Source organism: Caulobacter segnis (assembly GCF_019931575.1).
GTDB lineage: Bacteria > Pseudomonadota > Alphaproteobacteria > Caulobacterales > Caulobacteraceae > Caulobacter > Caulobacter segnis_C.
Genome location: NZ_CP082923.1, coordinates 3,023,809 through 3,043,981, shown reverse-complemented (window position 1 = coordinate 3,043,981; position 20,173 = coordinate 3,023,809). Strand labels below are relative to the sequence as shown.

Sequence of the window (20,173 nt, the reverse complement as noted above, 5' to 3'; positions counted from 1 at the left end):
GTCATGCTCCGGCCCAGAGCCCCGCCGGCGGTCGCGTCGGCGGGGTTCGCACAAGACGGGGCATCCGGAGAGGGCGGGATGGAAGACACGGGAAAGATTTCACACCTGGTGATCGTGGGCGGGGGGACGGCCGGCTGGATGTCCGCCGCCTTCTTTTCCAAGGTCTATGCGCCGCACCAGATGCGGATCACCCTGGTGGAGTCCGCCGAGATCGGCACGGTCGGGGTGGGCGAGGCGACCATTCCGCCGATCACCTTCTTCAACCAGGTGGTGGGCGTCGACGAGCGGCGGATGCTGTCGTCCACGCAAGGGACCTACAAGCTGGGGATCGAGTTCGTCGGCTGGGGCGATCCCGGCGACGCCTACATCCATCCGTTCGGCAACTATGGCCCGCCGATGGAGGGGGTCTCGTTCCACGCCTATTGGCTGCGGGCGCGCAAGCTGGGCTACAAGGCCGAGCTCTCCGAATTCTCGCTCAGCTGCGTGGCGGCCAAGGCCGGCAAGTTCGACTGGCGCGTCGAGGATCCGCGCGATCCCCGCGCGGCCATGGCCCACGCCTATCACTTCGACGCCTCGCTCTACGCCAAGCTGCTGCGCGAGGTGGCTGAGAGCCGGGGCGTTCGGCGGCTGGAACGCACCATCCGGGGTGTGAACCTGGATCCGCTGGACGGAACCGTCGCCTCCCTGACGCTCGACGACGGCGAGACGCTGGAGGGCGACTTCTTCATCGACTGCTCGGGCTTCCGCGGGCTGGTGATCGGCGACGCGCTGGGCGTGGGCTACGACGACTGGTCGGAGTTCCTGCCGGCCAACCGCGCCGTGGCCGTGCCGTCGGCCCGCTTCCAGGATCCCATCCCGTATACCCGGGCCACCGCCGACAAGGCCGGCTGGCGCTGGCGCATCCCGCTGCAGCACCGCACCGGCAACGGCTACGTCTATGTCAGCGACTACATCAGCGACGACGAGGCGGCGGGGACGCTGCTGGCCAAGCTCGAGGCCGAGCATCCAGACAACAAGGTCCTGGCCGATCCGCGCTTCCTGCGGTTCACCACCGGGCGGCGCAAGCAGTCGCGCTTCAAGAACTGCGCCGCCATCGGCCTGTCGAGCGGCTTCCTGGAGCCGCTGGAATCGACCTCGATCCACCTGATCCAGCACGGCCTGATCAAGCTGGCCGGCAGCTTCCCGCGCGCCAAGAACGATCCGGCCGTCGCCACGCTCTACAACCAGATCATGGGCGAGGAGATGGAGCAGATCCGGGATTTCCTGATCTACCACTACCACGCCAACCGCCGCGTCGGCGAACCGCTGTGGGACCGGATGCGGCACATGGCCATCCCGGACTCGCTGAAGCTCAAGATGGAACTGTTCCGCACGCGCGGCGCGACGATCTTCCCCAACCAGACCATCTTCCAGGAGCCGAACTGGCTGGCGATCATGATCGGGCAGGGCGGGGAGCCCGAGAGCTACGATCCGCTGGCCGACCTGATGGACGAGCGCGCCGTGGCCGAGCGGCTGCAGCATGTCCGCATCGCCTGCCGCCAGGCCGCCGACCGCATGCCAACCCACGCCAGCGTGCTCGAACGCGCCGCCGCGCCCGATCCCAACAAAGGAAAAGTCGATGCTCCCCAGGCCGTCTGAGCGCCTGATCGCCATGCTGGCCGCCGTGGCCCTGGCCTTGCCGGCCGCGACGTTCGCCGCCGACCAGGAGCCGCCGCCGCGTGTCGCCAACGGCCTGGCCCAGACCCCGCCGATGGGCTGGAACAGCTGGAACAAGTTCGCCTGCGAGATCGACGAGGCGACGGTGCGCCGCGTGGCCGACGCCATGGCCGGCAACGGCATGAAGGAGGCCGGCTATCAGTACGTGGTGATCGACGACTGCTGGCACGGCCCGCGCGACGAGGACGGCTTCATCACCTACGACGCCAAGCGGTTTCCGAGCGGCATCAAGGCTTTGTCGGACTATGTCCATGCCAAGGGCCTGAAGTTCGGCATCTATTCGGACGCGGGCCGCAAGACCTGCGGCGGGCGTCCGGGCAGCCAGGGCCACGAGTTCCAGGACGCCAAGACCTACGCCGCCTGGGGCGTCGACTATCTGAAGTATGACTGGTGCGCGACGGGCACGCGCAACGCCGAGGAAGCCTACACCCTGATGGCCGACGCCCTGCGCGAGACCGGCCGGGACATCGTCTTTTCCATGTGCGAGTGGGGCACGGCCAAGCCGTGGCTGTGGGCCAGCGCGGTCGGCAACCTGTGGCGCACGACCGGCGACATCACCGACAAATGGGACGGCAAGCACGACTACGCCCTGGGCGTCCTGCGGATCCTGGACCTGAACGAGCCGCTTCATCCGTTCGCGGGCCCCGGCCACTGGAACGACCCGGACATGCTGGAGGTCGGCAATGGCGGTCTGACGACGACCGAGTACCGCTCGCACTTCAGTCTGTGGGCGCTGATGGCCGCGCCGCTGATCGCCGGCAATGACGTGGCCAACATGGACCAGGCCACGCGCGACATCCTGCTGAACACGGAGGTCATCGCGGTGAACCAGGACCGGCTGGGCGTCCAGGGCCGCCGGGTCCGCGACGATGGCGACCTCGAGGTCTGGTCCAAGCCCTTGGCCGACGGCAGCCGGGCGGTGATCCTGTTCAACCGCGGGGCCGAGGCCAAGTCGATCTCGGTGGACTGGACCGAGCTGGGCTATCCCGCGACGCTGAACGCCAGGGTCCGCGACCTGTGGGCTCACAAGGACCTGGGTCCGATGAAGGGCCGCCTCACCGCGACCGCGCCGTCGCATGGCGTCGTGATGGTCACCATCACCCCCTAGTTCCCTCAATCCGCGCGCCTCGGGGGAGGGGCGCGTCCTTGCATCCACGCGGGCCCCCAGGGGCGCGCCCCGACAGCGGAAATCGAGTGCAGACGTGATTCAAATCGGTGTCGACTTTGGCGGAACCAAGATCGAGGCGGCCGCCCTGGCGCCCGACGGACAGATCGTCGCCCGGCTGAGGACGCCCACCCCGGCCAGCTATGACACCGCCCTGGCCGCCGTCCGCGACCTGGTCGAGCGGATCGAGGCGCAGACGGGTGAGCGGGCCACTGTGGGCGTGGGCGCGCCGGGATCGGTTTCGCCGCGCACAGGGGTCATGCGCAACGCCAACGCGGTCTATCTGAACGGCCGCCCCTTCCGCGAGGATCTGTCCAAGGCGCTGGAGCGTCCCGTCCGGCTGGCCAACGACGCCAACTGCCTGGCCCTGTCCGAGGCCGCCGACGGCGCGGCGGCCGGCGCCCATGTGACCTTCGCCATCATCCTGGGCACGGGCTGCGGCGGCGGCCTGGTCGTCGACGGACGGCTGGTCGAGGGCGGCGACGGCGTGGCGGGCGAGTGGGGCCACATGCCGCTGCCCTGGCCCGAACCCGAGGAGTCGCCCGGCCCGCAATGCTGGTGCGGCCAGAAGGGCTGCCTGGAGACCTGGGCGTCGGGCACCGGCCTGCGCCGCGACTTCAAGGCCCGAACGGGCCGGGAGCTGGATGGACCCGAGATTGTCGCGGCGGCCCTGGCCGGCGAGCCCGAAGCCGCCGCCGCCTTCGACCGCCTGGTCGACCGGCTCGGGCGGGCCATGGCGGTGATCGGCAACATCGTCGACCCGGACGTCTTCGTCCTGGGTGGCGGGCTCTCGAACGTCGAGGCGCTGTACGAACGCCTGCCGGGCGTCATCGCGCCGCGCGTCTTCTCGGATGGCTGGTCGGCCAGGATCGCGCCGGCCCGCTGGGGCGACAGCTCGGGCGTTCGCGGCGCGGCGCGCCTGTGGTCGCCGGGCGAGCTCGCCTAAAGCTGATCGATCGTCCGCAGGGCCGAGCGCGAGGGCAGGTGGCGGGCGATGATCGGGATGATCGCCGCGCCCATGGCCGGGGCGTCCGTGGACAGGGCCGCGCGGCGGACCGGGGCCATGGTCAGGGCCAGGCGGCGGGCGGCCAGCTTGTCGTTCACCGCCTGGGCCAACCGGTCGATCAGCGGACCGGGCAGGCGACCGCCGATGAACACGGCCTGCGGATCGATCAGGCAGCTGATCGAAACCAGCGGATCGCAGAGACGTTCGGCGGCCTGGTCCAGCCAGGCGTCGATCCGGCCCAGGGCCTCCGGCGCCAGGCCGCCCAGTTCCGACGGCTCGCTTGGCGCCAGGTCGCCCAGCGCCTCGTACAGCGACGACAGCGAGAAGAAGTCCTCCAGCGTCGCCTCGCCCGACGGGTCGGTGGGCAGGAAGCCCAGTTCGCCGCTGCGGCCGTGCGCGCCCCGGAAGTACTCGCCGTCGATCACCAGGCCGCCGCCCAGGCCCGAGCTGACCAGCATGTAGAAGAAGCTGCGGTTGCGCATGCCGTGGCCGAAGTGCAGCTCGCCGAGGGCGGCGGCGGCGGCGTCGTTCTCGACCGTGATCGGCCAGTCGTGGGCGCGTGAGAGCAGGGCGCGCAGCTCGACGGTGTTCCAGGCCTCGTAGGCGGCGGGGCGATTGGGCAGGTCGGTCTTGGCCAGGTCGTCGGGCACGGCCACGCCGACGCCGATGATGCGATCGGCCTGGACGCCCTTGAGCTTGCGGAAGGCCCTGGCGTGCTGGTCGAAGAACGCCGCGACTTCCTCGGGGCCGGCGAAGGCGACCTCGCGGGTGGCGCGGGCGCGCACTTGGCCGGCCAGATCCAGCAGGACGACCGTGACGTGGTCGCGGTCGATGTTCAGCCCGATCGAATAGCAGCCGTCCGGATTGACCGTGAAGGTCATGGCCGGCTGGCCGCGATGGCCGTGCAGCTTGCCCGCCTCGACGATCAGGCCCTCGTCCAGCAGACGGTTGGTGATGTTGGTGACGGCGGGGACGGTCAGGCCGGTATAGCCGGCGACCTCCTGCTTGGTCTTGGCCAGGCCGACCCGGATGGACTGCAGCGCCACGCGCTGATTGTAGTCGCCAGCGCGCTCGATGTTGGTGCCGGACAAGCTGGCGCGGTCATGCGATTGGCGCGACCGCCGGTTGGTCTCGTCGAGCATGGCCGAGCGCACTCCCTGGTATTGGAAGCGATACCATCCGGAAGGGATTTAAGAAAAGCCGATTTGTTTTTGTTTTCGATAAGCGCCGGAACACCAAAGAAAAACGCGCCGCCCCCGGGAGGTGGGGACGGCGCGAGGATGTCTAGGCGGGGGGTAGTGGAAGGACGCCTAGAAACCGGCAGTAGGAGGCCTAGAAGTTGTAGCGGAGGCCGACGATGAACTGGCGTCCGCTGTGGGTGTAGACGTTCAGGCGGTCGGTGTAGCCGACGTACTGGTCGTTGAACTCGTCGGTCAGGTTCACGCCCTCGACCGAGAGCTTCAGGTTGTCGCGGATGTTCCAGCTGGCCTGCATGTCGACGTTCAAGGTCGAGTTGGTGCCGGCGATGAGGTTGTTGTCGCTGGCCGGAACCTGGGTCAGGTAGCCGCCGCGATAGGCCAGCGAACCGCGGACGCTCCACTTCGGGGTTTCGTAGTAGAGCGTGGCGTTGGCGGCATGCTTCGACAGGCCGATCAGGTCCTCGATCATGACGGGGCCGCCCGCCGTCGTCGTGGTCGGGTATTCGATCTTGGAGGCGACGTAGGTGTAGTTGGCGATGACGCCGAAGTGGCTCAGCCAGCCCGGCAGGAAGGTGAAGGGCTGCTGGGCGTTCAGCTCGAAGCCCTTCAGATCGCCGCCCTTGGTGTTCATCGGCTTGGAGACCTGAAACACCATGTCGGGCGTGGCGGTGGTGCCGGCGATCAGCGAGTCCGGCAGGCCCAGGGTGTTGTAGACGCGAGACTCGCTCAGATTGGCGACGAAGGTGTCGATCTTCTTGTAGAAGAAGCCCGCGGCGAACATCGTGCCCGAGGCCGGATACCACTCCAGCGAGACGTCGATGTTCTTGGACTGGGTCGGGTTCAGGTACGGGTTGCCCGAGCTGTAGCTGCGGTTCGAACCCTGCACCGACACGTCGCCGCCAGGCGCCAGCGAGCCGATGCCCGGGCGGGCGATCGTCTTGGCGGCGCTGAAGCGGGCCACGAAGGTGTCGGTGACGTCGGCGGCGATGTTGAACGACGGCAGGGTCAGGTCGTAGTCGCGCTTGACGTCGACGCGCTGGATCACGCCGGCGACGGCGGCGTAGCCGGCCGACTCCTGCTCGGTGTGGACGCGACGAACGCCGGCGTCGCCGCGGAAGGGCAGGCCCAGCGCCTCGAAACGGAACTCGGCCTGGACGTAGGCGCCGGTGTCCTGCTCCTCGACGGCGCCGTACTGGCCGCGGGCCGAGGTGTTGTTGGTGCCGGTCAGGGCGTAGATGCCGGTGTTGCTGTAGATGTTCAGCAGGGCGGCGTACTTGTCGATGTCGGGCACCAGCCAGGCGGTGGCGTTGCCGGCCGGCATGTCCAGGCCCTTGCCGAAGCCGCTGAACACCTTGGAGACCGAGGCCAGCTCGGCGGGGGTCAGGGTCTGGCTGACGGTCTCGGTGGTCCGGTACAGGCCGTAGCTGTCGTACTCGAACTTGCGCCAGTCGACGCCGGCCTTGAGCTTCAGGTTCTGGTTGGCTTCCCACTCGCCGTAGATCTTGGCGGTCGAGAACTGGTTCTCGACGAAGGTCGGGCGGATGCGGACTTCCGAGGTGCCATTGATCGCCGACCAGTTGGCCGGATCGGTGGCGTCGAAGTTCAGCAGGATCTGCGGGGCGCGGCCCTTGCGGAAATCGTAGACGTAGTTGGCGCTGTTGGCCCGATCGAAGGTGACGATCGTCGAGACCGGCTGGGTGAAGGTTGAGTCCGCGTAGCCCGCCAGGGCGCCGACCACCACGCGGTCGCCGAAGTTGTGCTTGGCCGACAGGGTGAACTGCTTGAACTCGGTGTTCAGCTCGTCATAGGCCGACTGGGTGCGCAGATCGACATTGTCCATGCGGGCGTAGACGAGATTGCCGTTCTCGACGACGCCGTCGCGGATGATGGTCTGCGGCTTGCCGGTGGTGGCGCGCGACAGGCCGATGGCCTGCAGTTGGGCTTCCTTCCGCACGCCGGCCAGATAGGCGTACAGGGCGTCGAAGTTGATCTCGGTGTTGGCGTCCGGCTTGTATTGCAGCGAGCCGGCCAGGCCCGTGCGCTTGTTCTTGATGTCGTAGCTGACATAGGCCGGGATGCGCGGGGCGAAGATGGCCTTGGTCGTGTCGGTCTCGTTGATCTGGGCGATCGTGTAGCCCGGGATCGTCGAGGCGGCGTTGAAGCCGCCGTTGCTGCCGCCGGTGGACCAGCGGGTGATGTTGGCGCCTTCTTCCTTGAGGTGGCGCTCTTCGTAGGCGGCCGAGATCAGGACGCCCAGCTTGCCGTCGAAGAAGGTGCGGCTGGCTAGGGCCGAGACGCGCGGCGTCGTCTTTTCGGCCAGGTCGTTGTAGCTGGCGCCGGCGGACAGCACGAGCTGGGGCTTGCGGCTGTCGAAGGCGCGCGAGGTGTTCAGGTCGACCGTGGCGCCCAGCGAGCCTTCCTCGACGTCGGCCGAGGCGGTCTTGCGCACCGCGATGCTGTTGAAGAGATCCGACGCGAAGACGTTGAAGTCGAAGCCGCGGCCGCGGTTGGTGCCGCCGCTGTTGGCGGTGCCGCCGGTGGTGGAGATGGCCTCCATGCCGTTGATGCGGACGCGGGTGTATTCCGAGCCCAGGCCGCGCACGGTGATCTGGCGGCCTTCGCCGTTGATGCGCGAGATCGAGACGCCGGGGATGCGCTGCAGCGATTCAGCCAGGTTCAGGTCAGGGAACTGGGCGATGTCTTCGGCCTTGATGGCGTCGACGACGCCGCTCGAGTTGCGCTTGAGGTTCATCGCGCTCTGCAGGCTGGCGCGGAAGCCGGTGACGACGACGGCCTCGACCTCGTCGGCGGCGGGCGCCGGAGCGGCGTCCTGCGCGGCGGCCGCGCCGGCCAGCGTCAGAGCCAGGGCCGAGGCGCTCAACGCCAGAACGGCGCGCACAGCGGGTTTGTGGTTGGTCGACATCATCCCTCCCAGTGCCCGCATGCGCGGGTCTCTTTCGTGCCGAAGGTGGTCGAACCACCTTCTTCGTTGGCTTCAAGATAGGAGCGGGTTTTCGTCGAGGGCCAATCCCAATCGGGTATGAACCTATGCGCTTTCGGCACGGATCAAGGGTGTAAACGCGCGGAAAAGACCATTTTCATTGGGTTTTTCCTGAAATAGCGCTGTCTATCGGCGCCCCCGGACTGGGTTTCGATACGGAAACCGCCTCGATCCATGTCTCTCGTGGATTGGTCGATAGGAGAATTGACTTAGACCTTCCCCGCGGGCGCCTCTAGCGTCGCCTCGATGGACGCCGACGACAGATCGGCTCTCGAACAGGGAAGAGACACGTATGACCGACACCACCAAGCGAACGCGGGTGCGCTGGCTGATCATCACGGTCCTCTTCATCATCACCACGATCAACTACGCCGACCGCGCGACCTTCTCGATCGCCGGCCAGTCGGCGTCGAAGGAGCTGGGCCTCGACCCGGTGGCCATGGGCTACATCCTGTCGGCCTTCGCCTGGGCCTATGTCCTGGGCCAGATCCCCGGCGGGGCGCTGCTGGATCGCTTCGGCTCCAAGAAGATCTACGTGATCTCGCTGGTCGTCTGGTCGCTGTTCACGGCGCTGCAGGGCTTCGCCGGCTTCTTCACCGGCCTGATGGCGGCGACCGTGCTGTTCGCCATGCGCTTCGCCGTGGGCCTGGGAGAGTCGCCGTCGTTCCCGGCCAACGCCCGTATCGTGGCGGCCTGGTTTCCCGGCTCGGAGCGCGGCACGGCCTCGGCGATCTTCAACTCGGCCCAGTACTTCTCGCTGGTCGCCTTCGCGCCGCTGATGGGCTGGCTGGCCCACGTGTTCGGCTGGCGCTCGGTGTTCTTCGTGATGGGCGCGGTCGGCGTCGTGGCGGCGATCTTCTTCGCCAAGCTGATCCACAGCCCCACCGTCCATCCCTGGATCAACAAGGCCGAGTTCGACCATATCGAGGCCGGCGGCGGCCTGGTGCGGATGGAAGAGGCCTCGGCCAGCAACGGCGCGGCCTTCACCTGGCCCAACATCAAGCAGGTGCTGTCCAGCCGCATGCTGCTAGGCGTCTATCTGGGCCAGTACTGCATCAACGTGCTGACCTACTTCTTCGTCACCTGGTTCCCGATCTACCTGGTCAAGGCGCGGGGCATGTCGATCATGGAGGCCGGCTTCACGGCCGCCGCGCCGGCCCTGGCCGGCTTCGTCGGCGGGGTGTTCGGCGGCGTGATCTCGGACGCGCTGCTCAAGCGCACCGGCTCGCTGGACATCGCCCGCAAGACGCCGCTGCTGCTGGGCATGATCCTGGCCACCTGCATCATCGCCTGCGTGTGGATCGAGCAGGAGTGGCTGGTCGTGGTGGTCATGGCCCTGGCGTTCTTCGGCAAGGGCGTGGCGTCGCTGGGCTGGGCGGTGGTGTCCGACACCTCGCCCAAGGAGATGGCCGGCGTCACCGGCGGGGTCTTCAACACCTTCGGCAACGTGGCGGGGATCGTGACCCCGATCGTCATCGGCTACATCGTCAAGGCGACCGGGTCGTTCGACGGCGCCCTGATCTTCGTCGGCGCGCACTGCGTGATCACCATCCTGGCCTACTTCCTGATCGTCGGGAAAATCCAGCGTCTGGAACTGAAGGCGGCCTGAGCGACATGACGACCCGACGTTCCGTCCTGGCCGGCGCCTCGGCCCTGGTCTTCGCCGCCCTGGCGCGCCCGGCCCTGGCGGCTCCGATCCTGACGGTCTCGACGCCGATGGCCCCACCCGAGTGGGCGCTGTTGCAGCGCGAACTGCTGAAGGCCAACGAGGAGGCCTGCGCGGCCTTCTTCGCCCGTTATTTCGACGAGCGCGGCTGGCTGCGGGCGGTCGAGCGCTGGGGCGCCAATGACGGTCCCGACGACGCCATCGAGAACGTCAACGACTGGCCGACCCTGCATGCGCTGGGCGCGGGCGACCAGGTCCTGGCCATGGCCAAGAAGGCCTTCGAGGGCAATGTCGCCCAGTACACGGCGGCCAAGACCAGGGAAGTGCCCTTCGCCCGCGAGGGCATGTACTTCCGCGAGTTCCCGGTCATGACCGACTGGCAGCACCTGTCCGAAGGGTTGTCGGTGTTCAACCTGCTGGGCCTGTCGGACCCGAACGACCCGCGCTACCGCGACCGGGTGAAGCGCTTCTCGGGCTTCTATACCGGCGAGGACAAGGCGGTCCCGAACTACGATCCCAAGCTGAAGATCATCCGCAGCATGATCACCGGCAGCAAGGGACCGATGCTGCGGCAGGCCACGCCGCTGGACTGGGCCGGCGACCGGTTCGACCCGACGAACTTCTTCATGGAGCACGGCGAGAGCACCTACGAGGAGACGCTGCACCACTACGACGAATATGGCGACGTGGTCGGTGACGCGCCTCTGAACCTGCAGGCCACGAGCCTCGTCTTGAACGCCTACATGCTGGACCATGAGCCGAAGTACCGCGACTGGATCGTCAGCTACGTCGACGCCTGGATCGAGCGGGCCAAGGCCAATGGCGACGTCCTGCCCAGCAAGATCGGCCTGGACGGCAAGATCGGCGGGCCTAAGGGCCAGTGGTGGAGCGGGACCTATGGCTGGGGCTTTTCCCCCGTGGTGCCGCAGACCGGCAAGCGCGAGGATCGCAACCGCGTGCCGCGCGCCGTGGTCGGCTTCCTCAACGCCTACCTGCTGACCGGCGACGACAAGTATCTGGACGTCTGGCGTCGCCAGAACGACGTGATCAACGCCCAGAAGAAGACCGTCGACGGCAAGCTGATGACGCCGCGCATGTACGGCCCCAAGGGCTGGTACGGCTATGCGCCCGGCGAGTATCGGCTGAACGGCCTCGAGATCTGGTACATGTCGCAGAAGGCCAGCGATCGGGCCCGCGCGGCCGACCATCCCTGGGTGTCTTATCTGGAGGGCAAGGACGCCGGCTATCCGGTCAAGGCCCTGCGGACCGACCTGGAGCGGGTCCGCGCGCGCGCCCAGGCCCAGCGCGATGACACGACCTCGCCCGACACCCGCCTGGCCGACGCGACGCTGGACATCAATCCGGCCAGCGTCACGGCCCTGATCCACCTGATGGAGGGCGGCATCCAGATCGCCCGGCCGCCGTGGTCGGGGACGTCGCCGGCCCAGGGCGGGGCGCTGCACTACGCCCGCCTGCGTTGGTTCGATCCCGAGCGCCGCCGCGCCGGCATTCCGCCGGACGTCTCGGCCCTGGTCGAAAAGCTCGGCGAGGACGAGACGGTCGTCACCTTGATCAACACCAACCAGGTCGTAGCGCGCACCGTGACGGTGCAGGGCGGCGCCTATGCCGAGCACCAGATCCTGAGCGCCGCGGTGGGTGAGGGGGCTCCGACGGTGGTCGAGTCCTCGGCATTCACGCTGCGTCTGGCTCCCGGCGCCGGCGCGCGGCTGACGCTGAGGATGAAGCGCTATACCAACGCCCCGACCCTGAGCTTCCCCTGGGAGCGGGCTTAAGTCTTCAAGGAGGGATCGATGATCGGCTCGGCTTCCCGTTGGGCGATGCTGATGGCGCTGGCGGCCGCTCCGGCCCTGGCCCAGACCGCTGATCCCAAGCCGATCGCGGCGGTCGCCGCCGGTGGTCCGGCGACGACCGGCGCCGAGACGACGCTGCTGCTGGTCGATCGCGAGGCCGACGACGAGGCGCAGGGCTCGCTGCGCTGGGCGGTGATCACGAGCAACGCCGAGCCCGGCCGCTACCGCATCGAGATCGCGGTCCCGACCATTGTGCTGAGGTCGGCCCTGCCGCCGATCAAGGGCCCGGTCTCGATCGAGGGCCGCGCCTTCGCCCGCTCGGGCGGCCATAACGTCGTCGACGGTTCGAGCTATCTGCCACGCGACCTGAAGTCCTGCCCGGGCATGGTCCAGGGCCAGTACGGCGCCAATGTCCGCACCGCCAGCAATCCGGGCTTCGCCCTGGTCGACACCAAGGGCGTGACGCTGCGCGGCCTGGAGATCCGAAACTTCTGCATCGGCGTGCTGATCCTGCGCACCTCGAATGCGGTGGTCGTCGACAATCGCATCGTCCGTAACATCGGCGGTGCGGGCGTCATGCTCAGCGGCGACGACGGCAAGGGCGGCTCGACCTCGCACACCACGCTGGACAACAAGGTGCTGCGCAACACCTTCCTCGAGAACGGCGACGGCCTTGAGCTGACGCGCGGCGCGGCCTTCAACCTGATCGCCGACAACGTCTTCGACGGCGGGGTCGACAATCTCGAGCCCTCGCAGGGCATCGAGATCCTGTGGGGCAACGACAACACCGTCGTGCGCAACCGCTTCGTGCGCTATTCCGACGGCCTGCAATCCAACTGGGGCGCGCGTAACTACATCAGCGCCAACACCTTCGAGGGCAACGCCTTCGGGATCAGCCTGACCGGCGCGGCCAATATGGTCGAGGGTAACGACATCCGCGGCAACGGGATCGGCGTCGCCGTGCGGCCCGAGGCCAAGGTCGCCGCCAACCGGATCAGCCAGAACACCATCGCCGGCAACGGCCTGCCGATTATGCGATGCTCGGCCGGCGGCTCGTGTGATCCCAAGATGGTCCGGGGCGGTATCGTCGTCGGTCCGCCGGGCCTGGAGCACGCCAGCTTCGTCGGTTCACGCGGCATGGGCGTGGTGTTCGACAAGGCCGGGGCGGCGGTGGCCTGCACGGGGCAGGGCGACCCGGCCAATTGCCACGCGACGCCGCAGTTCGGCCTGCTGCCGCCCAGCCTGGCCTCGGTCCGCGCGAGTGGCGGCAAGCTGGCCGTGAAGGGCGTACTGGCAGGCCCGCCGGAGTCGTTGGTCACCGTCGAACTCTTCGCCGGCAAGGCCGGGACCGCCGAGGGCGAGCGCTATCTGGGCGCGATCCAGGCGGTGACGGACGCCGGCGGCAAGGCCGCCTTCGCGGGCGAGGTGGAGGGCGCGGCGGCGGGCTCGGCCATCACCGCCACGACCACCTCGGCGGCGGGGGCGAGCTCGGCGTTCTCCCAAGCTTTGGCGTTGGGGCGATAACCCCACAATCGCTCATCCCCGAAGGCGGGGACCCAAGCAGAGGCAGCGGATTGCTCCCCGCTCACGCCACATCCTGAAAGCCCGCTTGGGTCCCCGCTTTCGCGGGGATGAGCGCAATAGGATCAGGTCCCTTCCTTCATGAAGGGAGCCACGGCGAACAGCTCGCGCTCCTCCTTGCGCGGGTCGTCGATCATCGCCGACGTTTCGTTGACCACCAAGGTCGGACGGCGGGGCAGGGTGTATTTCTCCCAGGCCGGGATCGCCGCGCAGTTCGGGTCGCCCGTGCGCGCGAAGCTGACGAAGGCCGCGCTCATTTGATCTCGGACTTTCTGGGCCGCTGGCCCCGTGCCGGTCATCGAGCCCTTGGCCCCCAGCGTGCCGAACACCAGGGCGATGTCGTAGCTGTGATAGGCGCCCATCTTCGGATCGGTCTGGGCGCCGAAGTCCAACTGGTACATCCAGGCCGGCGCGTCGATCTGCGCCCGCCGTTCGGCCTGGATCAGGTGGCCGGGCCACGAGCGGCCGGCCGTAGTGGCGGCGAAGAACACGTCCGAGGGGCTGTAGTTTGGATAGAGCTGACGATAGCGGGCGATGATGTGCTCGGGGGCGACGTCGAGGACCAGCTCGTTCTCCATCCGGCCCGGCAGCTCCTCCCAGGTCAGGGCGAAGTTCTTGGGATCGCCGCCCAGGAAGGCCTTGGTCTCGTCGTGGGTGTTGCCGATGATCATCGGGATATGGCCGCTTTCGCGCGGGGCGTCCGGATAGAACGGGTGGCGCGTCAGCACGCCGTGGTCGACGACCGACCAGAAGACGATGCCGCCCTTGCGCTCCAGGGGATCGCGCATCCTCAGCGCCTCGACCAGCTGGGCGGCGGGCAGGGTTTTCAGGGCCTCGGTCTGGTCGGGCTTGAGGCCCAGCTTCTCCATGAAGGCGCGGGCGCGGATCGTGGCGTGGATCGGGCCCATGGCGGTGACGTGCTGGCCGCTCATCGTCGCGACCTTGTGGTAGAGGCCCGCCGCGCGCGGCATGGCCATCAGGGTGACGCACTTGGCCCCGCCGCCCGACTGGCCGAAGGTCATGACGTTGCCGGGGTCTCCGCCGAACGCGGCGATGTTGTCGCGCACCCATTCCAGCGCCAGGATCAGGTCGAGATTGCCGACATTGCCGCTGTCGGCCAGCTCCGGCCCGCCCAGCCGCGCCAGGAAGGCGTAGCCGAAGCAGTTCAGGCGGTGGTTCACCGTCACCACCACCACGTCATAGGTCTTGGCCAGCCAGGTCCCGTCATAGAGCGGGCTGGAGCCCGAGCCGTTCGCGTGGGCGCCGCCGTGGACGTAGAACATCACCGGCCGCTTCTTCCCGTCGGCCAGACCCGGCGTCCAGACGTTCAGGAACAGACAGTCCTCGCTGGCCCCTTCGTCGATCTTGCTCTGCGGGCTGGCCGAGCCGTAGGCGAGGGCGTCGGCGATCCCCTTCCAGGGCTGGGCGGCCTGCGCCGGCTGGAAGCGGCGCGAGGCGGTGTCGGCGCCGTAGCGGACGCCCTTGAACACCTTGATCCCCTCGACCTCGGCGCCGCGCACCCGGCCGGCCGTGGTGGTCGCGACCGGGGCGGCGCGGCCGGCGGCGTTCACGCGAGGCCCAATGGCGAGGGGGGCGGCGGCCGCCGCCAGGGTTCCCGCCAGCACGGCGCGGCGATCGAGGGGCATCTTGTCTCTCCCAAGTCTTGTCGTCGTTGGGCCGGGATCCACCGAGGGAGAGATGGCGTGCGTCAGCGCGCGCCCGGCTCCGTCGGCGAGGCCTCGGCCAGGCAAAGGTCGATGAAGGTCTGCAGGATCGGGCTCTCGTTGTCCTTGCGCCAGGCCATGTAGAGCTCGACCGGCCGGTCGGGCGTGGTCGCCACGGGGCGGAACTGCACGTCGTCGAAGTGCAGGCTCATGGCCGCCTCGGGCACGATCGCCGCGCCCAGGCCGGCATGGACCAGGGCCAGCATCGAATGGATCTGGGTGACGTGCTGGACGTAGTTCGGGGCCACGCCGTTGGCGTCGAACAGGGTCGTCAGCATGTTGTAGAAATAGCCCGCGCCCTCGGGCGAATACATGATCAGCGGCGCGGCGTCGAAATCGGCCAGGGTCAGTGAGGCCTTGGCCAGGCGCGCGTCGCCGGTGGGCAGGGCCGCGACCAGCGGCTCGGACAGCACGCGGGCGGTGGCGAACTCGACCCGTTCCATCGGCGGGCGGACCAGGCCGATGTCGATGCGGCCGGTCAGCAGGGCCTCGACCTGCTCGCGGGTGACCATCTCGCGCAGGGTCAGGTCGGCGTTGGGCAGGCGAGCCTTGGACAGGATCACCAGCTGCGGCAGGAAGTTGTAGCCCGAGGCGGCGGTGAAGCCGATGGCGATCTGGCCGGCCTCGCCGCTCGCGATGCGGCGGGTGGCCAGGGCCGCGCTTTCGGCCAGGCGCAGGATGCGGCGAGCCTCCAGCAGAAAGGCGCGGCCGGCGGGGGTCAGGCGCACCGAGCGGCTGGTGCGGTCCAGCAGGGTGACGCCCAGGATCCGCTCCAGAAGCTGGACCTGTCGGCTCAGCGGCGGCTGGGTCATGTTCAGCCGCTGGGCGGCGCGCCCGAAATGCAGTTCCTCGGCCGTGGCCACGAAGCAGCGCAGCTGGCTCAGTTCGAACATCGGAAAGCGCCCGTCGACAACACCCTGGAGGCGTGAAGCTAGACGCTCGTTCGGTCCGATCGCCAACGTCTTCTTCCCGGGGAGGGGCGTGAACGCGTTCATCTGGAGCGGGGAAAGGGTCGATGCGTCGTGAGCATCGACCCTCGATCGCTAGGCGTTGGCGGCGCGGCGCTGGTCGCCGGCGTGGACGCGGGCGATCAGACCCTGCAATTCGCCGAACTCGGCCGGGGTCAGCTCGGTCAGCGGCAGCCGCACCGGACCGGCGTCGCGACCGATGGCCTTCATGCCGGCCTTCACGATCGACACCGCGTAGCCCTTACCCTTGTTGCGCAGGGCGATGTAGGGCAGCACGAAGTCGCGCAGGCCGGCCATCACGGTGTCGCGGTCGCGAGCGCGGACGGCCTTGTAGAAGTCCAGGGCCCATTCCGGCAGGAAGTTGAAGATGGCCGACGAATAGGTCGTCACGCCCATCTCCAGATAGGGCAGGGCGAAGGTCTCGGCCGTCGGCAGGCCGCCGATATAGGTCAGGCGGTCGCCCATGCGGGCATAGACCCGCATCATCAGCTCCAGGTCGCCGACGCCGTCCTTGAAGCCCACCAGGTTCGGATTGCGCTCGCACAGCTTCTCGAGGGTGTCCTCGTTGATGATGGCGTTGTCGCGATTGTAGACGATGACGCCCAGCTTGGTGGACTTGCAGACCGCCTCGATGTGGCCCAGCAGGCCCTCTTGCGTGGCGTTGGTCAGGTAGGGCGGCAGCAGCAGCACGCCGTCCGCGCCGGCCGCCTCGGCGTCCTTGGCCAGGTCGGTGGCGATGGCCGTGCCATAGCCGCAGCCGGCGATGACCGGGATCTTGCCGGCGGTCTGCGCGACCGCGGCGCGGACCACCCGACCGACTTCCTCGGGACGCAGCGAGAAGAACTCGCCCGTGCCGCCGGCGGCGAACAGACCGGCCAGGTCCCGTTCCAGCATCCAGCCGCAATGCTCGCGGTAGGGCGCTTCCAGGAACTGGTGATCGGCATCGAAATGGGTGACGGGAAACGACAGCAGGCCGCCGCCGAGCTGGCGGGCCATTTCCGTCGGCGACATACGGCTCATGAAGTCCTCTCCGAGCGGCGGCCTCGTCTCGGGTCTTTCCGGGAGGCCGCTTGTTGATCGTCACGGTAGAGAGGGCTTGGGGCGCGGTCTAAGCCAAAGGCGCTATGGACCGATACAGAATTTGGCTTGATGCGAGGACGGGCGCCGGCCTTTGTTCGCGGCCGGCGCCTTGGTTCCTACCCGAACAGCGGCACGGGTCCGCGTCCGCCGCCGTTCCAACTGGCCCAGTTGGGGAAGACGTAAGGCAGGTCTGTTGCGCTGACGCCGTACCACTGAGCGATGGCGCCGACATATTCCTCGGTGGCGATGGAGGGGATCCAGCGGCCATCGTTGGAGGCGTCCTCGGGACCGCCGAAGGTCATGTCCGGATAGCGGCCATGGACCTTGCCATTGGCCAGGGCCCCGCCCAGCACCAGGTGATTGGAGCCCCAGGCATGGTCGCTGCCGCCGCTGGCGTTGCCTTTGAACACCCGGCCGAAGTCCGACATGGTGAAGGCGGTGACGTTGTCCTGCAGGCTGAGCGCCTTCATGGCGTTGTAGAAGCCGGCCAGGGCGTTGGCGAGGTCGGCGTAGAGGTTGTTGTGGGCGTTCAGCTCGTTGGTGTGGGTGTCGTAGCCGCCTTGGCTGACGAAGAAAGTCTGCTTGGCGTGGCCCAGCGAGCCGCGCGCCTCGATCATTCGCGCCGCCCGCAGCAGTTGGCGGGAGATGTCCGAGGTCAGGGCCGCGCCGGTGGTTGGGTGGACGAAGTACTTGTCCACCGCCGAGGTGGTGGCGCTGACGATGGTGTTGGCGGCCACGGCCTGGGCGTAGGCGCTGCTCATGCCCTTGCCGGTCAGATCGGTGATCGCGCCATAGGACGAGGCGTCGGCGAAGACGTCGAGGGCGGCCTGGCGGGCCTTTACCGCCGCGTCGGTGGTCGCCGCGTTATAGCCGTTGCGGACGATCGAGCCCGAGGACGGCAGGATCAGCGGCGCGGTGCGGTCGCCGATCAGGCAGAGGTTGGAGCCGGCGATCGAGATCAGCGGCGGCAGTGAAGCGGCCTGGGCCCGGTCGTTGATCCGCCCCATGAAACCGTCGCGGTTGGTCGCGCGGGTGCGCATGCCCTGCCACTGGTTCTGCTGGTCCTCGTGGGACATCAGGTTCACCGGGCGCAGGTCGGGGCGGCTGGTGTAGAGCGCCTTGGTCAGTGGGGCGAACAGGGTGCCGGTGTTCAGCACGACGCCCAGCGCGCCCTCGTCCCAGGCGGTCTTCAGCGGGGCCATGGCGGCGTGCAGCCCGAAGGCCGTGCCGGTCAGCGGGACCAGGCTGGATTGGGCCAGGGCGATCCCCGAGCCGCGCTGCTTGGCGTAGTCGGCGTAGCGGCTGTCGGTAGGGGCGACCATGTTCCAGGCGTCGTTGCCGCCGAACAGGAAGACGCCGACCATGGCGCGGTACGAGCCACTGTCGGCCGCTAGGGCGCTGGAGAGGCCGAGCTGCCCGAGGGCCGCGACGGCCGAGCCACCGGCGGTCAGGCGCAGGAGTTCACGACGAGAGACGGTCATCACGCTTACCGATCGACTTGGAAGAGGGGAGAGGAGGCGACGATGTAGAGCGCCGCCTGGGCGCGCTTGCGGGTCTGCAGGGCGGCGTTGCTGTTCTTGATCGCGGCCATGGCGCTCAGCACCGACTGGCGTTGAGCCTTGGTCATCGTCCCGTTCAGCAGCACGAGGTTGATCCGGTCGACGATCTTGCCGTCATCGGTCCCGTAGGCTTCCCACGAGCCCCAGTTCGGAACCGCGCCGGTCGAGTAGGTGATCGCCGCCTGCTTCTGGAATTCCCCGCGCGTCGCGTCGCCGCCGACGGTCCAGTCGTAGAGGAAGTTGTGGCGGCTGATGGTGGTCGAGGTGGTCATCAGCTTGCTGACCGGGCTGATCATGCCGGCGCCCTGGGGCAGGGGGAAATCATAGGGATAGAAGTTGAACACCGACGGAGCGCGGAACGGCGCCTGGCCCATGCCGGCGTCCCGGGTCGTGAAGGCGTAGCCGTCCGTCGTGAAGCCGATGGCGCGCGCCAGCGAGGTCGCCAGCAACACTGGCTCCTTCACCTTGCCCGGCAGTTGCGAGACGGTGCGCGCCTCGCTGTCCAGGTAGATGGCGCGGACGACGGCCTTCAGGTCGCCGCGCACGCCCGAACCGTTGTTGGCGAACACCCCCGCCACGCGCTCGACATAGGCCGGCGTCGGGTTGGCCAGGGTCAGTTGCTGGATCAGGCGCTTGCTGATGTAGGGCGCGGTGTTGGGGTGGTTGAACACCGCGTCGACGACGCCGTCGACATTGGCTTCCTGGGTGGCGTTGGCCGCGATGGTCTTGCCCAGGAAGGTCTTCGCGCCGGTGTCGAAGCGCGTGGCGTAGACCACCATCGGCTTGGTCCAGTCACGCTTGCTGTTGTCGGTCAGCGCCGCGTTGTCCAGACGGGCGTAGGTCCAGCCGGTCAGGGCGCGGGCCACCTCCTTGACGTCGGTATTACTGTAGGTGGCGATGGGGGCGCCGGTGTTGTCGGTCTGCGGCGTGCCATCGGGGTTCAGGAGCACGGTGCCGACCGAGAACAGCTGCATCAGCTCGCGGGCGTAGTTCTCGTTGGGCTGGCTCTTGTTGGAGTCGGCCATGTCCAGGTAGTCGCCCATGTACGGGTTCAGACTGACGGCCTTGAGGATGTCGCGATAGTTGCCGAAGGCGTTGCCCAGCAGGATCTGGTCGAAGGTCGCCAGGCCGGCGGTGTTGCCGACATCGACGGCCGAGGCCACGACGATCTGGGACAGGGCGAAGCCCACGCGTTGGCGCAGTTGATCGTCCTTGCCGATGGCGTTGGCGTAGAACCGCATCTGCATCGGCGTGGCCGAGAAGTTCTCGCGGTTGCAGTTGGTCAGGTCGACCGTGCCGGAGGCGAACTGAGCCGTGCAGAAGGTGCTCGGCACGGGCTTGCTGGCCAGGTCGGCATAGGTGCTGGACGACAAGGTGAGTTGCTCGTCTATCCAGGCGGCGACCGACTTCTTGGCGACGATGGCGGCGATCAACTCCGGCGTTGGGCCGAAGCTGGCCTGCTTGGCGAAGCGCGCGGCCTCGTCCGGCAGGATGTCGCCGGTGGGCGCCACGCCGATGGCGTCGGGCAAGGCCGGGCTGGCCGAAGCGCTGCTTGCGCCGCCGCCTGGGCCGCCGCCGCTGGAATCTCCGCCGCAGGCGGAGAGGAAGAGGGTGAGGCCCAGCGCCGCCACCGAACCGAGGTACTGTTTACGCATGACGAGATCCCTGACGCGCCGTGTGAGCCGATGCGCCTGAAG

13 protein-coding genes are annotated in these 20,173 nt (G+C 68.2%); 6 read left to right on the top strand and 7 right to left on the bottom strand.

Features of this window, described 5'->3' with window-relative positions:
* Positions 1-78: 78 nt before the first annotated feature.
* From K8940_RS13910 to K8940_RS13900, 3 genes are all read left to right on the top strand, one after another.
* Complete coding sequence (locus K8940_RS13910) at positions 79-1,638, top strand: tryptophan halogenase family protein (RefSeq protein ID WP_223390553.1); 1,560 nt, start codon at positions 79-81, stop codon at positions 1,636-1,638.
* A complete protein-coding gene (locus tag K8940_RS13905; RefSeq protein ID WP_223390552.1) occupies positions 1,619-2,824 on the top strand; it encodes an alpha-galactosidase in 1,206 nt (401 codons plus the stop codon). The genes K8940_RS13910 and K8940_RS13905 overlap by 20 nt, the downstream gene beginning before the upstream one ends.
* Before the next feature lie 94 nt (positions 2,825-2,918).
* A complete protein-coding gene (locus tag K8940_RS13900) occupies positions 2,919-3,827 on the top strand; it encodes an ROK family protein (RefSeq protein WP_223390551.1) in 909 nt (302 codons plus the stop codon).
* On the opposite strand, the gene K8940_RS13895 is transcribed toward K8940_RS13900, so the two are convergent.
* Positions 3,824-5,029, bottom strand: a complete 1,206-nt coding sequence (locus tag K8940_RS13895) for an ROK family transcriptional regulator (protein WP_223390550.1) — start codon at positions 5,027-5,029, stop codon at positions 3,824-3,826. The two genes, K8940_RS13900 and K8940_RS13895, sit on opposite strands and share 4 nt — an antisense overlap.
* A 190-nt stretch (positions 5,030-5,219) precedes the next feature.
* The gene (locus K8940_RS13890) at positions 5,220-8,030 is read right to left on the bottom strand and encodes a TonB-dependent receptor (protein ID WP_223390549.1); all 2,811 of its coding nucleotides are present in this window, start codon (positions 8,028-8,030) and stop codon (positions 5,220-5,222) included.
* A 349-nt stretch (positions 8,031-8,379) separates the two neighbouring features.
* Between K8940_RS13890 and K8940_RS13885 the strand changes: the two genes are divergently transcribed.
* From K8940_RS13885 to K8940_RS13875, 3 genes are read left to right on the top strand one after another with little or no spacing between them, the layout of a single operon-like run.
* Positions 8,380-9,696 carry an MFS transporter gene (locus tag K8940_RS13885; RefSeq protein WP_223390548.1) on the top strand — a complete coding sequence of 439 codons (1,317 nt, stop codon included), beginning with the start codon at positions 8,380-8,382 and terminating at the stop codon, positions 9,694-9,696.
* Positions 9,697-9,701: 5 nt separating this feature from the next.
* Entirely contained in the window at positions 9,702-11,546 is a 1,845-nt protein-coding gene (locus K8940_RS13880; protein WP_223390547.1) for a hypothetical protein, read from the top strand.
* A gap of 18 nt (positions 11,547-11,564) precedes the next feature.
* Entirely contained in the window at positions 11,565-13,088 is a 1,524-nt protein-coding gene (locus tag K8940_RS13875; RefSeq protein WP_223390546.1) for a right-handed parallel beta-helix repeat-containing protein, read from the top strand.
* Positions 13,089-13,210: 122 nt separating this feature from the next.
* Here K8940_RS13875 and K8940_RS13870 read toward each other — a convergent pair whose 3' ends face one another.
* From K8940_RS13870 to K8940_RS13850, 5 genes are all read right to left on the bottom strand, one after another.
* Positions 13,211-14,791, bottom strand: a complete 1,581-nt coding sequence (locus K8940_RS13870; RefSeq protein ID WP_223390545.1) for a carboxylesterase/lipase family protein — start codon at positions 14,789-14,791, stop codon at positions 13,211-13,213.
* A gap of 62 nt (positions 14,792-14,853) precedes the next feature.
* Positions 14,854-15,762, bottom strand: coding sequence for a LysR substrate-binding domain-containing protein (locus K8940_RS13865; RefSeq protein ID WP_223390544.1), 909 nt, complete (start codon positions 15,760-15,762; stop codon positions 14,854-14,856).
* A gap of 150 nt (positions 15,763-15,912) precedes the next feature.
* Positions 15,913-16,857 (bottom strand): 5-dehydro-4-deoxyglucarate dehydratase, encoded by a 945-nt coding sequence (kdgD, locus tag K8940_RS13860; RefSeq protein ID WP_223390543.1) that lies wholly within the window; start codon positions 16,855-16,857, stop codon positions 15,913-15,915.
* A gap of 176 nt (positions 16,858-17,033) precedes the next feature.
* Positions 17,034-18,398: a DUF1501 domain-containing protein gene (locus K8940_RS13855; protein WP_223390541.1), complete on the bottom strand. Its 1,365-nt coding sequence runs from the start codon at positions 18,396-18,398 to the stop codon at positions 17,034-17,036.
* 5 nt (positions 18,399-18,403) lie between these two features.
* Positions 18,404-20,131, bottom strand: a complete 1,728-nt coding sequence (locus tag K8940_RS13850) for a DUF1800 family protein (protein WP_223390540.1) — start codon at positions 20,129-20,131, stop codon at positions 18,404-18,406.
* Between the last annotated feature and the right edge of the window lie 42 nt (positions 20,132-20,173).

Bases quoted from the DNA above. Each gene is read 5' to 3' on its own strand.
- K8940_RS13910 (WP_223390553.1), top strand. From the start codon at position 79: ATGGAAGACACGGGAAAGATTTCACACCTGGTGATCGTGGGCGGGGGG.
- K8940_RS13905 (WP_223390552.1), top strand. From the start codon at position 1,619: ATGCTCCCCAGGCCGTCTGAGCGCCTGATCGCCATGCTGGCCGCCGTG.
- K8940_RS13895 (WP_223390550.1), bottom strand. From the start codon at position 5,029: ATGCTCGACGAGACCAACCGGCGGTCGCGCCAATCGCATGACCGCGCC.
- K8940_RS13890 (WP_223390549.1), bottom strand. From the start codon at position 8,030: ATGCGGGCACTGGGAGGGATGATGTCGACCAACCACAAACCCGCTGTG.
- K8940_RS13885 (WP_223390548.1), top strand. From the start codon at position 8,380: ATGACCGACACCACCAAGCGAACGCGGGTGCGCTGGCTGATCATCACG.
- K8940_RS13880 (WP_223390547.1), top strand. From the start codon at position 9,702: ATGACGACCCGACGTTCCGTCCTGGCCGGCGCCTCGGCCCTGGTCTTC.
- K8940_RS13875 (WP_223390546.1), top strand. From the start codon at position 11,565: ATGATCGGCTCGGCTTCCCGTTGGGCGATGCTGATGGCGCTGGCGGCC.
- K8940_RS13870 (WP_223390545.1), bottom strand. From the start codon at position 14,791: ATGCCCCTCGATCGCCGCGCCGTGCTGGCGGGAACCCTGGCGGCGGCC.
- K8940_RS13865 (WP_223390544.1), bottom strand. From the start codon at position 15,762: ATGTTCGAACTGAGCCAGCTGCGCTGCTTCGTGGCCACGGCCGAGGAA.
- kdgD (WP_223390543.1), bottom strand. From the start codon at position 16,857: ATGAGCCGTATGTCGCCGACGGAAATGGCCCGCCAGCTCGGCGGCGGC.
- K8940_RS13855 (WP_223390541.1), bottom strand. From the start codon at position 18,398: ATGACCGTCTCTCGTCGTGAACTCCTGCGCCTGACCGCCGGTGGCTCG.
- K8940_RS13850 (WP_223390540.1), bottom strand. From the start codon at position 20,131: ATGCGTAAACAGTACCTCGGTTCGGTGGCGGCGCTGGGCCTCACCCTC.